Source organism: Paraburkholderia silviterrae, assembly GCF_004353915.1.
Lineage (GTDB): Bacteria > Pseudomonadota > Gammaproteobacteria > Burkholderiales > Burkholderiaceae > Paraburkholderia > Paraburkholderia silviterrae.
On sequence record NZ_SMRP01000025.1, the window covers coordinates 66919 to 81315 of the forward strand.

Genomic DNA, 14397 nt, shown 5'->3' on the forward strand with positions numbered 1-14397 from the left:
TTGGGGTGCATTGCACAGGCGCACTCCGAAGATCGCACTCAACGTGAATCCGAACTGGCAGCAGGCTGCGGCGCGCCCATTTCGACGATCCCTCTCCCGCATGTTTCCGGCGTTTTCCATCGCTTACCGCTATGCCGCACGAGCCTGCCATATGTAACGTCGAATGACGAAAGCCGGCCCATGTAACGCGGATAAATCTTTCAATTACCTGACGTTTCGAAATTAGCGCGCGAGTTGGTTAGACTGCAAGTTTCCAGCTTTCGCGGTCCGGCCCTGGTAGCGGGATCGCGCCCGGCAACGGCTGCAAACAACAACCACGAATATGCGTATGCGAACCGACGACAACCGGCACGGCGCCCGAGCGGCCCAGCCGAAGTGTTCCGCACATGGCACCCGCGCGAGCACGCGCGCTGCACGGATCGTCGGCACCTCTGAGAGACTGGTATGAGCGACACGCCAAACCACCCCACTGCCCCGCAAGCCCCCACACCGCCCAACGCACCCGGCGCTGCGCCGCCACGCAAGCGGCGCGGGCGCTGGATCTTCGCGCTGATCGTACTGGTGTTGATCGCGCTCGTGGTCATGCACGTGCTGCGCGGCAAGAAGCCCGTGCGCGCCGCGGCCCCGCAAGTCGTGACCGTGGCGCCCGCCACGCTCGGCGCGATGCCGGTGACGCTCGACGCGCTCGGCACGGTCACGCCGGTCGCCACCGTCACGGTGCTGCCGCAACTGAGCGGCTATCTCACCGAAGTCGGCTACCGCGAAGGCCAGAACGTCGTGAAAGGCCAGTTCCTCGCGCAGATCGATCCGCGCCAGTACGAGATCAGCAAGGAGCAGGCCGAGGCGCAGCTCGCCAAGGACCGCGCCTCGCTCGCGCAGGCGCGCTCCGACCTCGAGCGCTTCACGCAGCTCCACGCGAAGCAGTCGATCGCCGAGCAGACCTATACCGACCAGAAGTTCCTCGTCGCCCAGGACGAGGCGGCCGTGAAGTCCGACCTTGCCAACATCAAGCAATTCGAGCTCGACCTCATCTACTGCCGTATCACTGCGCCCGTGTCCGGGCGCGTGGGCCTGCGCCTCGTCGACCCGGGCAACTACGTGACGGCGTCGAGCTCCACCGGCATCGCCGTCATCACGCAGATGAAGCCCACCACGGTGCAGTTCACGGTGCCGCAAAATTCGCTCTCGGACGTGCTGCAGCGTGTCAACGCGGGAGCGCAGCTGCCGATCACGGTCTACAGCAGCGACAACACCAGGGAGCTCGCCACCGGCACGCTTTACGCGATCAGCAACCAGATGGCCACGGCCACCGGCACGGTCACGCTGCGCGCGAGCGTGCCCAACGACGACGAGGCGCTGTTCCCCAACGAGTTCGTGAACGTGCGGCTGCTCGTGGACACGATGGATAACGCCGTGCTCGTGCCCACGCCCGCCGTGCAGACCGGCGCGCCCGGCGACTATGTGTATCTCGTGAACGCCGACAACACGGTGTCCGTGCACAAGGTCACGCTGGGCCCGAGCGACGGCCAGCACACGGTGATCGTCGCGGGCCTCGCGGCGGGTCAGCGCGTGGTGACCGACGGACTCGACCGCCTCAACGACGGCGCGAAAATCCAGCCCTCGGAGGGCAAGCCCGGTGCCGCCGGCGCGGCCAGTGGCGCCCATGGCGCGAGCGCGGCACGCATGGGCAACGCCTCGCATGCCCACGCAAGGCCGCTGCCGCCTGCCTCCGGGGCGAGCGCCGCGGGCGCCGCCGCGCAACCCGCCTCTCAACCCACCGGCGCGCAGGCGTCCTGATCCGCAGCCCTTGCGCCGATGAATATCTCGCGTCTCTTCATTCTGCGGCCCGTAGCGACTTCGTTGCTGATGATCGCGATGGTGCTGGTCGGCCTCGTGGCGATGAAGTTCCTGCCGGTGTCGTCGCTGCCTTCGGTCGACTACCCGACCATTCAGGTGCAGACCTTCTACCCCGGGGCAAGCCCGAACGTCATGGCCACCACGGTCACGGCGCCGCTCGAAGTGCAATTGGGCGAGATACCGGGCCTGCAGCAGATGGTCTCGTACAGCTCCGAGGGCGCCTCGGTCATCACGCTGCAGTTCGACCTCTCGCTGAACCTCGACGTGGCCGAGCAGAACGTGCAGCAGGCCATCAACGCGGCCAACAGCTACCTGCCGAGCGGCCTGCCCGCGCCGCCCACCTACGCGAAGGTCAATCCCGCCGACCAGCCCATTCTCACGCTCGCGGTGACCTCGAACTCGATGTCGCTCACGCAGTTGCAGGACGCCGCCAACAACCGGCTCGCCACGAAGATCTCCGAAGTGCCGGGCGTGGGCCTCGTGAGCACGGCGGGCGGCAACGTGCCCGCCGTGCGCGTGGAAGCCGACCCGCAGAAGCTCGCCGCCTACGGCCTGAATCTCGACGACTTGCGCACGCTGCTCGCCAACGTGAACATCAGCGCGCCGAAGGGCAACTTCGACGGCCCCGAGCTCGACTACACGATCAACTCCAACGACCAGATCTCGGACCCGAAGGACTACGAAGACACGGTCATCGCCTACCAGAACGGCTCGCCCGTCTTCATGCGCGACGTCGCGCGCGTGTCCACGGCGGCCCAGGATGTCGAGCGCGGCGCGTGGTACAACAAAACGCCCGCGATCGTGCTGAACGTGCAGCGCCAGCCGGGCGCGAACGTGATCGCCACGGTCAACCAGATCATGCGCCAGCTCCCGCAGCTCGAAGCCACGCTGCCCGCCGGCATGAAGGTCACGGTGGTCTCCAACAGCGTGGGCGTGATCCAGTCCTCGGTCAGCGACGCGGCGTTCGAGCTCGTGCTCGCCGTGGCGCTGGTGGTGGCCGTGATCTTCGTGTTCCTGCGCAATCTGCCCGCCACGATCATTCCGAGCATCTCGGTGCCGGTCTCGTTGATCGGCACGCTCGCGCTCATGTACGAGCTCGGCTACTCGATCGACAATCTCTCGCTGATGGCGCTCATCATCGCGACCGGCTTCGTGGTGGACGACTCGATCGTGATGATCGAGAACATCGTGCGCTATCTGGAAGAAGGCGACAAACCACTACAGGCTGCACTCAAAGGCGCGGGACAGATCGGCTTCACGATTCTTTCGCTGACGATCTCGCTCATCGCCGTGCTGATTCCGCTGCTCTTCATGGGCGGCGTGATCGGCCGGCTCTTCAGCGAATTCGCGGTCACGCTCGCGGTCACCATCGTGCTCTCCGCGGTGGTGTCGCTCACGGTCGTGCCCATGATGTGCGCGCGCATCCTGCGCGCCCAGGCCGAGCGGCATCCGAGCCGCTTCGAGCGCATCAGCGAGGGCCTCTTCAACAAGACGCTCGACGCCTATGAGCGCGGCCTGCGCTGGGTGCTCGACCACCAGACGCTCACGCTCGTCGTGGCCGTGGTGACGGTGGCGCTCACGGGGCTGCTCTACGTGGTGATACCCAAGGGCCTCTTCCCCGTGCAGGACGTGGGCGTGATTCAGGGCATCAGCGTGGCCGACAACTCGGTCTCGTACCAGGCGATGGTGCGCCGCCAGTCGGCGCTCGCCGAGCAAATTCTCAAGGACCCCGATGTAGTTTCGCTCACCTCGTACGTGGGCATCGACGGCATCAACAACACGCTCAACAACGGGCGCTTCCTCATCAACCTGAAGCCGCACGACGACCGCTCCGAAACCGCCGGGCAGATCGCGCGGCGCATCCAGCAGTCGGTGGCGCAGGTGCCCGGTATCCGCCTTTATCTGCAACCGGAGCAGGATCTCACGCTCGACACCACGGTCTCGCGCAACCAGTACAACTTCGTGCTGCGCGGCCCGAGCCAGGACGCCTTCGAGCAATACGTGCCAGCGCTCGTGGCACGCATGAAGCAGATCCCCTCGATCGCCGACGTCACGAGCGACCTGAACACCGACGGCCTCTCCGTGAACGTGCAGGTGAACCGCCAGCTCGCGGCGCGCTACGGCATCACGGCGGCGACCATCGACAACGCGCTCTATGACGCGCTCGGCCAGCGCATCGTCTCGACCATCTTCCAGCAGTCGGACCAGTACCGCGTGATTCTCGTGGCCAAGCCCGAGTCGCTGCCCACGGTCGAGTCGATCGGCGACATCTATCTGCCGAGCCAGACCGCGGAGGCGGGCCAGGTGCCGCTCAAGGGCATCGCGACCATCACCATCACGCGCTCGCCGCTGATGATCAGCCACCTCGCGCAGTTCCCCTCGGTGACGATCTCGTTCAATCTCGCCGATGGCGCGTCGCTCTCCGCGGCCGTGCGCGACATCCGCAACGCCGAGGCCGCCGTGAAGCTGCCGCCTTCGATCACCTCGTCGTTCCAGGGCGCGGCGCAGGCTTTCGAGGACTCGCTCTCGAGCGAGGTCTATCTGCTGATTGCGGCCATCGTGGCCGTGTATATCGTGCTGGGCGTGCTCTATGAGAGCTATATCCATCCGGTGACGATTCTCTCGACGCTGCCCTCCGCCGGGATCGGCGCGCTGCTCGCGCTGATGATCGCCGGCGACGACCTCGACGTGATCGGCATCATTGGCATCGTGCTCTTGATCGGCATTGTGAAAAAGAACGCCATCATGATGGTGGACTTCGCGCTCGAAGCCGAACGCGTGCACGGCAAGCCGCCGCGCGAGGCGATCTTCGAGGCCTCGCTGCTGCGCTTCAGGCCGATCCTCATGACCACGCTCGCCGCCATGCTCGGCGCGCTGCCCATGCTGCTCGGCACCGGCACGGGCTCGGAGCTGCGCCGCCCGCTCGGCCTCGCGATCATCGGCGGCCTCACGGTCTCGCAGATGCTCACGCTCTTCACGACGCCCGTGATCTATCTGTTCTTCGACCGGCTCGCCGAGCGCTTCGGCCGCAAGCGCAATCGTGATCAAGCCAGCGGCACGGATGGCGATGCCGGCCCCGGTCCCGGCCCTGATCGTGGCGCCGGCGCACCGCCCGCGCCCGAGGGCACGCCGTGAACCTCTCGGCGCTCTTCATCCGGCGGCCGGTCGCGACCTCGCTTCTCGCGATCGCGATCCTGCTCGCCGGCACGCTCGCCTTTTTCCGGCTGCCGGTGGCGCCGCTGCCCAACATCGCCTATCCGGTGATCGTGGTGCAGGCGAACATGGCGGGCGCGAGCCCCGAAACGATGGCCTCCACGGTGGCCGAGCCGCTCGAGCGGCGTCTGGGCACCATCGCCGACGTAAGCCAGCTCACCTCGATCAACAATGTGGGGTCCTCACTGATCGTGGTGGTGTTCGGCCTGAACCGCGACATCAACGGCGCGGCCCGCGACGTGGAAGCGGCCATCCAGGCCGCCCGCGCCGATCTGCCCACCACGCTGCGCAGCAACCCGACCTACCGCCAGTACAACCCCGCGAGCGCGCCGATCATGGTGCTCGCGCTCACCTCCGAGACGCTCACCAAGGCGCAGCTCTACGACTCGGCCGATTCCGTGATCATGCAGCAGCTCTCGCAGGTCGACGGCGTGGGCCAGATCACGCTGGGCGGCGGCGCGCTGCCCTCGGTGCGCGTGGAGCTGGAGCCCAGCAAGCTCAATAGCTACGGCATCGGGCTCGAAGACGTGCGCGCCGCCATTGGCGCGGCCAATGCGGACAGCGCGAAAGGCCACATCGACCAGGGCGCCCAGCGCTTCGTGGTGACCTCGAACGACCAGATCAGCAACGCCGCGCCCTACCGCGACGTGATCATCGCCTACCGCAACGGCGCGCCCGTGTATCTGCGCGACGTGGGCACGGTGAACGACTCGAACGAAAACATCCGCAACGCCGGCCTCTTCAACGGCAAGTCGGCGGTGCTCGTGATCGTCTATCCGATGCCGGGCAGCAACGTCGTGAAAACCGTGCAGCAGATCCAGGCGCGCCTGCCCTCGATCGAGGCGGCGCTGCCCGGCACGATCAAGGTGCACGTGGCGATCGACCGCTCGGAGTCGGTGCGCGCCTCGGTGGCCGACACCGAGCGCACGCTCTTCATTGCCGTGCTGCTCGTGATTGGCGTGGTGTTCGTGTTCCTGCTCTCGCCGCGCGCCACGCTCATTCCCGCCGTGGCGCTGCCGCTGTCCATCGTGGGCTCGTTCGGGCCGATGTACCTGCTCGGCTACAGCATCGACTCGCTCTCGCTGATGGCGCTCACCATCGGCACCGGCTTCGTGGTGGACGACGCCGTGGTGGTGCTCGAAAACATCGTGCGTCATATCGAGGCCGGGGTCGACCCGAAGGAGGCCGCGCTGCGCGGCGCGGGCGAAGTGGGCTTCACGGTGCTCTCGATGAGCCTCTCGCTGATTGCCGTGTTCCTGCCGATCCTGCTGATGCCGGGCATCGTCGGCCTGCTGTTTCACGAGTTCGCGATGACGCTCTCGATCGCGATCGTCATCTCGCTCGTGGTCTCGCTCACGGTGACGCCCACCATGTGCGCCTTTGTGCTCGCGCGCGAGCGCAAGGAGCACAAGCCTTCGCGCGCGGGCCAGTGGATCAATGCGCAGTTCGAGCACTTCAAGCAGTTCTATTCGCGCACGCTCGATGTCGCGCTCAATCATGCGCGGCTCACGATCTTCATTTTGTTCGCTCTGCTGATTGGCAATGTGTTTCTCGCACGCCTGCTCTCCGGCACGTTCTTTCCCGAGCAGGACACGGGCATTCTGATCGGCCAGATCATCGCCGACCAGAGCATCTCGTTCACGGCGATGGAGCAGAAACTCGCGCAATTGCAGGACATCGTGCAGAAAGACCCCGCCGTGGCTTCGGTCGCGGGCTTCACGGGCGGCCGGGCGCTCAACTCGGCCACCGTCTTCATCCAGCTCAAGCCGCTCGCGCAACGCAAGCTCTCCGCCACCGAAGTCGTGAACCGCCTGCGGCCCAAGCTCAATGCGGTCTCGGGCGCGCGCCTGTTCCTGCAGGCTCAGCAGGACTTGCAGATCGGCGGGCGGCAGGCGGCGGCGGAATACCAGTACACCCTCACGAGCGACGACGCCGATGCGCTCTTCAAATGGGTGCCCAAGCTCATCACCGAGCTGAACAAGTACCACACCACGCTCACCGACGTGAACTCGGACCTGCAGCAAAACGGCCTGCAGGCCTATATCACCGTGAACCGCGCGACGGCCAAGCGCTACGGATTCGACCCGAACCAGATCGACAGCGTGCTCTATGACGCCTTCGGCCAGCGCACCGTCTCGACCATCTACAACCCCATCAACCAGTATTTCGTGGTGATGGAGGTAGCCCCGCAATACTGGCAATATCCGCAGTCGTTCAACCACATCTATCTGAGCACGGCGGCGGGCAACGCGAGCGGCGCCGCTTCCACGCAGATGTCGGGCAGCACGATTTCCGGCGTCACGCCCTTTAGCGCGATCACCGCCAGCAGCAGCACGGCCAGCAACACCAACGCGCGCAACGCGAACGCCGTGGCCAACCAGCAGAACAACTCGATCGCCAACAGCAAGGGCGGCAGTTCGAGCGGCAGCGCGGACAGCACCGCCGCCGAGACCATGGTGCCCGTGACCGCGTTGATGAACTGGACCACGAGCCACACAGCCACCCAGGTCAATCACCAGAGCGGCCAGGTGGCCGGCACGATCTCGTTCAATCTGCCCCAGGGCGGCTCGCTCTCCGAGGCCGGCAAGATCATCGAGCAGGCGCAGCGCGCCATCGGCATGCCGGCCTCGATCCACGGTGAGTTCGCGGGGGCGGCGCAAGCCTATGCGCAGTCGATGGGCACCGTGCCGCTGCTCATTCTCGCGGCGCTCGCCGTCGTCTATATCGTGCTGGGCGTGCTCTACGAGAACACCATCCACCCGCTCACGATTCTCTCGACGCTGCCTTCGGCCGGCATCGGCGCTATTCTGGCCATGCTGATCTTCGGCACGCCGTTCTCGGTGATCGCGATGATCGGCATCATCCTGCTGATCGGTATCGTGAAGAAGAACGGCATCATGATGGTGGACGTCGCCATTCAGTTGCAGCGCAACGCTGGCAAGAATGCGCGCGACGCCATTCACGAGGCCGCCGTGGTGCGGCTGCGGCCGATCATGATGACGACCTTCGCCGCCGTGCTAGGCGCCGTACCGCTCGCCGTGGGCATCGGCCAGGGCGCCTCGCTGCGCCAGCCGCTCGGCGTGACCGTGATGGGCGGCCTGCTGCTCTCGCAGCTCTTCACCCTGTACACCACGCCCGTGATTTATCTGTTCCTCGACCGCCTGCGCGCACGACTCGCACGCTGGGCCACACGCCTGCCCTGGAACCGCCAGGCCGATGAGAGCGCACCATGAAGACGATTCAACGCCCGGGGCGGCGCAATGCCCCGCTTGACCATTCACGCAAAAGCGCGCCAGTCGTGCCGTACCTAGGTGCGGCCAGCAGATTGCTGCCGCTTGCGTTCGCGGCGTCCATCACGTTGCTCGCGAGCGGCTGCATGGTGGGCCCCGACTACCATCGCCCGCAGGTGGCGGTGCCCACGCAATGGAAGGAGTTGCCCGGCTGGACCCAGGCTGAGCCCGCCGCCGCCGAAAGCCCGAAAGGGGACTGGTGGACGGCCTTCCAGGACCCGCTGCTCGACGAGCTCGAACCGCTCGTGGCCGTCTCCAACCAGACCGTGCGGCAGAGCTACGCGAATTACCAGCAGGCGCTGGCCGAGGTGCGCGTCGCGCGCGCAAGCCTCTTTCCCACACTGGGCGTGACCGGATCCGCCACGCGCGAGCGCTCGTCCAGCTCGTCGCTGAGCGGCATCAGCGGCAGTCGAGCGGCCATCGTCAACTCGGGCTCGCTCGAAGGCAACGTCAGCTGGGAACCCGACTTCTGGGGCAAGGTGCGCCGCCAGGTCGAGGAGCAGTCGGCCACCGCGCAGGCGAGCGAAGCGACGCTCGCGAATGCTCAGCTATCCGAACAGATTGCGCTCGCCAACGCAGTGATCGACTTGCGCGTGACCGACGCCGATATCGATCTGCTCACGCAGACCGTGGCTGCCTACACGGCTTCGCTGCGCGTGGTGGGCAACCAGGACAGCGCGGGCACGGTGCCGCCCTCCGACCTCATCACGGCGCGCACGCAACTGGAGAACACGCAGGCCAGCCTGATCGCGCTGGGTGTCGCGCGGGCGCAATATGAGCATGCGATCGCGGTGCTGGTGGGGCGCAACCCCGAGGACGTGACGATCCCGCACAACGCCCGGCTCCCGATCCTGCCGGCGATACCCGCGGGCGTGCCCTCCACGCTGCTGCAGCGGCGCCCCGACATCGCCACCGCGGAGCGCCAGATGGCCTCGGCGAACGCGGCCATTGGCGTGGCCGTGGCCGCCTACTACCCGGACATCTCGCTCTCCGCGCTCGACGGCTTCTCGCAAGCGCCGCTTTCGGGCCTGCTGCATATCAGCAACTACGTATGGTCGCTCGGGGCGAGCGCAACGGAGACGATCTTCGACGGCGGCGCACGTAGCGGCGACGTCGCGGCAGCGCGCGCGAGCTACGACGCAGCGGTGGCGAACTATCGCGGCACCGTGCTCACGGCGTTCCAGAATGTCGAGAACGATCTCTCGGGCCTGCGCATTCTCGCGCAGCAGAACGAGCGGCTGGACGCCGCGGTGCGCGACGCTATCCGCGGCGCGCAGATCGCGCTGAACGAGTATGAGGCGGGCACGGTCGATTACACGACCGTGGTGACGGCGCAAGCCACGCAACTGAGCACGCAGCAAAGCGCGCTCAGCGTGCAACAACAGCGGCTGCTCGACTCGGCGGCGTTGATCGGCGATCTGGGCGGCGGCTGGTCGGGCGTGCTGCACGACCCGCACCATCCCGATCGTGCCGCTGCAAACACTGTGGCGAGTCAAAATCCAGGCGCGAGCGCGGACGCAGCCGCCGCGCCGAACCCCACCAACGACACGACAAGTCACCCGCAAAGCTCAGCGCCGAGTCCCTGACGGCAAGCGTCTGGGTGCAAGGCGCTCGCGCAAGACCGGTGTCCGCGCAACGGCGTGGCTACCCCATGACGCTCCTGCCAGGGGTTCGCAAACATTCGTTCCGGGTCCTGTGCAGCGCGCGCAAAAGATGCGCCGCGCATGAGTCTTGATGCGCTCACGTCAACCCACGAAATGTCTGTGGCAAGCGCCATCGATGCGTTCGACGATTGCGCTATGCTGCCTCGTCGGTCTCTGAATGCACCGATTCAGCGCGCATCTCACCTCGCACGCGCGCTGGCCGACACCACTACGACATTGCCGCGCGCACGACGCGCGGCGCAATACACCGTCCCCAGGAGCGCCTCATGAAGCGTCTTACCGTTTCTCTGTTGTTGAGCGTCTCGACGCTCGCGTTCGCCCAGCAACCCGCCGTCTATCCCGCTCACGGACAATCGCCGCAAAAGCAGCAGCAAGATGAAGGCGCGTGTTACGCGTGGGCCAAGCAAAGCACCGGGATCAACCCGGCAGTGGCCGCGCAACCGGCCCCGCCCCCGACCCAGCCGACTGGCCAGCGGGTGGCCGGCGCGGCGCGTGGCGCCGCAGCAGGCGCGATCATCGGCGACGTGAGCGGCAACAGCGCCGGCCACGGCGCAGCGGTGGGCGCAACCGCCGGCGCGGTCGCGGGCGGCGTGCGTGCGCGCCGCGAGCATGCGGCCCAGGCACAAGCCCAGCAGCAGGCGCAAGGCGCCGAGCTCTCCACGTACTGGCGCGCGTTCGGCGCATGCATGCAAGGCAAGGGCTACACTGTTCAGTAAGCAAACGGCCCGCGCGCCGCATGGCGCGCGGCGCTCATACAGTCGCGTAGTGCAGTTCGTCGCCGCGGGCATCGCCAACCCATCAGCAAGCCAACGGAGATCGTCGCAACGATGACATGCAAATGGCCTGCGAAACCCGCCATTTTCGCGCCAGTTCTCGCACTCGCTCTCGTGGCGCAGGCCGCGCACGGCGCGGACAAGGCTTCGTGGCTCGACCCATATCGCGACCCGCAGGACGGCAGCTTCGACATGAGCAACGCCTTGCTCAATCACAAAGGCGTGCTCCCGGTGCCCGACATCATCACCGAACCGGCCGTGGGCTACGGACTCGGGCTCGGCCTGCTCTACTTCTCGGCGCCCAGCCGCACGCATGCCGACAAGGCCGAAAGCGCCAACGCCTCCAGCGACGCCGCCGCGCAAGACAGTGCCGGCGACGCCTCCCGCAGGACGACACCGCCCAACATCACCGGCCTGGGCGGCTTCATGACCGGCACGCACAGCTGGGGCGTGGGCCTCTTGCACTTCCACACGTGGGACGACGACCGCATCCGCTACATGGGGGCCGTCGGCAAGGTCAATCTGCACCTGAACTACTACGGCCCGCAGGGCAATGCGAACGCCTATCAGCTCAGCGGCGTGGCCGTGGTCCAGCAGGTGTTATTCAGGATTGCCAATAGTCCGTGGTACGTCGGCCCGCGCTATACGTTCTTCGATTCCGCTACCCGCTTCGGCCCGCTGCTGCCCAATAGCATCCAGAACTTCGAGCGCGACGTGCGCGTTGGCAAGGGCGGAATCGTGGTGGACTACGACACGCGCGACAACATGTTCTACCCGAGCCGCGGCACCTACGCGGAGTTCGAGGCCGACTTCGCGCGCGGCGGCTTCGGCAGTTCGAACGCGTTCGACATGCAAACCCTCAAGGCCTATCACTGGATAGAGCTCTTGCCACGCTGGGTGCTCGGCCTGCGCATGGACACCGGGTTTTCGCAGGGCGATATTCCGTTTTTCGCGCAGCCCTATGTGAGCTTGCGCGGTGTCTCCGACGCCAAATTCCAGGATCGCAACCAGCTCACGGGCGAAGTCGAGCTACGCTGGAACATCACGCCGCGCTGGGCGCTGCTGGGCTTCGGCGGCGCCGGCAAAGCCTACGGCAATCTGCATTCGTTCAGCGAAGCGCCCACGGCCTTCGGCTTCGGCACCGGCTTTCGCTATCTGGTTGCACGCAAGCTCGGCCTTTCGATGGGCATCGACGTCGCACATGGGCCGGGGCAGAACGCGTTCTATATCCAGGTTGGCAGCGCGTGGCGGTGAGTGCGCGCCTGTGCGGCGTCGCTACACCGCGCCATGCCCCGCGCGCCGAACCGTGCGGCCCTGCGCGCGCGGCACCGGCGCTTACGCCAGCTCTGTGAAGACCGCCGCCGTGGACAGGCGAGACTTCGGCAGCTTCGCGTTGAAATCGTCGGCGCTGCGGTAGCCGAGGCCGATCACGACCAGCGAAGTGAGACCCTTCGCGGCGAGCCCCAGTTCTTCGTCGAGCACCTTCACGTCAAAGCCTTCCATCGGACAGGCGTCGATCTCGAGCGTCGATGCGCCAATCAACAGTGTGCCGAGTGCGAGGTAAGCCTGTTTCTCCATCCACGCGGGCAGATCGGCGCGCTCGCGGTGCAGGTTGACATAGAAGGCACGCGTGTTCTGCTGGCCCACCATAGCCTCGGCATTCGCGAAGCGGCCATCGGCCTCTTCCTGCGCGAGCACGGCGTTCAGATGGGCTTCGTTCATATCGGTGCGTACGCACAGAACCAGGACGTGCGAGGCGCGCATGACCTTCGGCTCGTTGTAGGCGTAGCCCGGCTGCATGGACTTCGCAACGCGCGCACGGGCGACATCGGTCTCGGCCACCACGAAGTGCCACGGCTGCGAGTTCACCGAAGAGGGGCTGAAGCGGATCAGTTCCTTCAGTTCGTCGATGACGGCGGCGGGAATCTTGCGTGCGGGATCGAAAGCTTTGGTGGCGTGGCGGGCTTTTGCGAAGCGGGTGAGGTTCAACTGCATTCTCCATGTCGACCGGTGTTAGTGCTTCAGCACTTACATCGGTCCCATGCAAGGCTGTCTAGCGTCGGCCGCCGCAGCGGCGGCAAGGCCGGTATCCTACCAGCATGTGCAGCAGGGCGTGCAGACGCGAATTCTCCCGAAATTCGCTTTAGCTGTGCACTAGCACAGCTAAAGCGGGCGGCGCCGCGCTCATCCCCCTGCTTTGTGCCTTACCGGGTTTGCCCCTTTCAAGGCGGCAAGCCACATCGACACTGGAGGACCCACCATGCGCCAGGCCATTCATCATCTGCACGTCCATGCGCGCTCGCGCGGGCTGGTCGAGTTCACCCTGCAAGTGCGCGCATTCGTGCGCGATACCGGCATCGGCACCGGGCTGCTGACGCTGTTCTGCCGCCACACCTCGGCGTCGCTGCTGATCCAGGAGAACGCCGATCCCTCGGTGCGCCGCGACCTCGAACGCTATTTCGACGAACTCGCACCCGAAGACCCCCAGCGCTACGAGCACGACACCGAAGGCCCCGACGACATGCCCGCGCATCTGCGCACCGCGCTCACGCACACACAGCTTTCGATTCCCGTCGAGCGCGGCGAGCCGGTGCTGGGCACCTGGCAGGGCATCTACCTGTTCGAGCACCGCCGGCACGCGCAGGCGCGCGACATCGTCCTGCATTTGATTGGCGAGTGAGCCGGAGCCGCAGTTGGCCGCTCACCCAGCGCAACGCAAGCATTGCGCCTCGGGCAGGCGAGCAAAGCACGCACGCAGGCGCTATGCTACGGGCTGCACGCTTCGCGCCAGCCCGCACGAACCCGCTGCAACCGATCAACCGAAACATCGAGGAACACCCATGAAAGACTCCTCCGGCTCCATGATCAGCTTCAACCGCCCCGACGGCAAAACGCTCGAGGGCTATCTCGCCAAGCCCGCAAAAACCGATGGCGCGCCCGCCATCGTCGTGATCCAGGAATGGTGGGGCTTGAACGACCAGATCCGCGGCGTGGCCGAGCGCCTGGCCCTTGCGGGCTACTACGCGCTCGTGCCCGACCTCTACCGGGGCAAGAGCACCGTCGAGGAAGAAGAGGCGAATCACTTGATGACGGGCCTCGATTTCGCCGACGCCGCCTCGCAGGACATCCGCGGCGCCGTCGACTACCTGAAGACGCTGACCGACCGCGTCGGCGTGACGGGCTATTGCATGGGCGGCGCGCTCACGCTGCTCGCCGCGAACATGATCCCCGGCCTTGCAGGCGCCGTGGTGTGGTACGGCTTCCCGCCGCTCGAATATCTCGACGCGAGCAAGATCACCGCGCCGGTGCTCGGCCATTGGGGCACGCAGGACGCCTTCTTCAAGAGCGAGACCGTTGACGAGCTCGAAAAGAAACTGCGCGATGGCGGCGTGAATGTCGAATTTCACCGCTATCTCGCCTACCACGGTTTCGCGAACGAAACTGCCGTGGGCCCGGGCCGCATCGCGCACACGCAGTTCGATCCGGTCTGGTCGGAGCGCGCGTGGGACCGCACGCTCACGTTCTGGGGCCGCACGCTGTGGACGCAGCGCTAAGCGCAGCCGCTTTGTGCGCCTCACCTTCGCGCTGAGATGAAGACAA

At 66.2% G+C, this 14397-nt stretch carries 9 protein-coding genes; 8 read left to right on the top strand and 1 reads right to left on the bottom strand.

Features of this window, described 5'->3' with window-relative positions; genetic code table 11:
- The first annotated feature begins 444 nt into the window (after nucleotides 1-444).
- The 6 genes from EYW47_RS32325 to EYW47_RS32350 all read left to right on the top strand — a co-directional run bounded on the left by EYW47_RS32325 (nucleotide 445) and on the right by EYW47_RS32350 (nucleotide 12051).
- Nucleotides 445-1797 carry an efflux RND transporter periplasmic adaptor subunit gene (locus EYW47_RS32325; RefSeq protein ID WP_133198876.1) on the top strand — a complete coding sequence of 451 codons (1353 nt, stop codon included), beginning with the start codon at nucleotides 445-447 and terminating at the stop codon, nucleotides 1795-1797.
- A gap of 18 nt (nucleotides 1798-1815) precedes the next feature.
- On the top strand, nucleotides 1816-4992 hold the full coding sequence (locus EYW47_RS32330; protein ID WP_133198877.1) for an efflux RND transporter permease subunit: 3177 nt from the start codon (nucleotides 1816-1818) through the stop codon (nucleotides 4990-4992).
- A complete protein-coding gene (locus EYW47_RS32335; RefSeq protein ID WP_133198878.1) occupies nucleotides 4989-8303 on the top strand; it encodes an efflux RND transporter permease subunit in 3315 nt (1104 codons plus the stop codon). The genes EYW47_RS32330 and EYW47_RS32335 overlap by 4 nt, the downstream gene beginning before the upstream one ends.
- A complete protein-coding gene (locus EYW47_RS32340; protein ID WP_133198879.1) occupies nucleotides 8300-9946 on the top strand; it encodes an efflux transporter outer membrane subunit in 1647 nt (548 codons plus the stop codon). The genes EYW47_RS32335 and EYW47_RS32340 overlap by 4 nt, the downstream gene beginning before the upstream one ends.
- A 344-nt stretch (nucleotides 9947-10290) precedes the next feature.
- Complete coding sequence (locus EYW47_RS32345) at nucleotides 10291-10740, top strand: YMGG-like glycine zipper-containing protein (RefSeq protein WP_133198880.1); 450 nt, start codon at nucleotides 10291-10293, stop codon at nucleotides 10738-10740.
- A gap of 111 nt (nucleotides 10741-10851) precedes the next feature.
- Nucleotides 10852-12051: a BamA/TamA family outer membrane protein gene (locus EYW47_RS32350; RefSeq protein ID WP_133198881.1), complete on the top strand. Its 1200-nt coding sequence runs from the start codon at nucleotides 10852-10854 to the stop codon at nucleotides 12049-12051.
- An 81-nt stretch (nucleotides 12052-12132) separates the two neighbouring features.
- Here EYW47_RS32350 and nfsB read toward each other — a convergent pair whose 3' ends face one another.
- Nucleotides 12133-12786, bottom strand: coding sequence for an oxygen-insensitive NAD(P)H nitroreductase (gene nfsB, locus EYW47_RS32355; protein ID WP_133198882.1), 654 nt, complete (start codon nucleotides 12784-12786; stop codon nucleotides 12133-12135).
- 271 nt (nucleotides 12787-13057) lie between these two features.
- On the opposite strand from nfsB, the gene EYW47_RS32360 reads away from it, so the two are divergent.
- Complete coding sequence (locus EYW47_RS32360; protein ID WP_133198883.1) at nucleotides 13058-13477, top strand: secondary thiamine-phosphate synthase enzyme YjbQ; 420 nt, start codon at nucleotides 13058-13060, stop codon at nucleotides 13475-13477.
- 160 nt (nucleotides 13478-13637) lie between these two features.
- Nucleotides 13638-14351, top strand: a complete 714-nt coding sequence (locus tag EYW47_RS32365; RefSeq protein WP_133198884.1) for a dienelactone hydrolase family protein — start codon at nucleotides 13638-13640, stop codon at nucleotides 14349-14351.
- Nucleotides 14352-14397: the final 46 nt, after the last annotated feature.

Bases quoted from the DNA above. Each gene is read 5' to 3' on its own strand.
- EYW47_RS32340 (WP_133198879.1), top strand. From the start codon at position 8,300: ATGAAGACGATTCAACGCCCGGGGCGGCGCAATGCCCCGCTTGACCAT.
- EYW47_RS32350 (WP_133198881.1), top strand. From the start codon at position 10,852: ATGACATGCAAATGGCCTGCGAAACCCGCCATTTTCGCGCCAGTTCTC.
- EYW47_RS32365 (WP_133198884.1), top strand. From the start codon at position 13,638: ATGAAAGACTCCTCCGGCTCCATGATCAGCTTCAACCGCCCCGACGGC.
- EYW47_RS32330 (WP_133198877.1), top strand. From the start codon at position 1,816: ATGAATATCTCGCGTCTCTTCATTCTGCGGCCCGTAGCGACTTCGTTG.
- EYW47_RS32360 (WP_133198883.1), top strand. From the start codon at position 13,058: ATGCGCCAGGCCATTCATCATCTGCACGTCCATGCGCGCTCGCGCGGG.
- EYW47_RS32325 (WP_133198876.1), top strand. From the start codon at position 445: ATGAGCGACACGCCAAACCACCCCACTGCCCCGCAAGCCCCCACACCG.
- EYW47_RS32345 (WP_133198880.1), top strand. From the start codon at position 10,291: ATGAAGCGTCTTACCGTTTCTCTGTTGTTGAGCGTCTCGACGCTCGCG.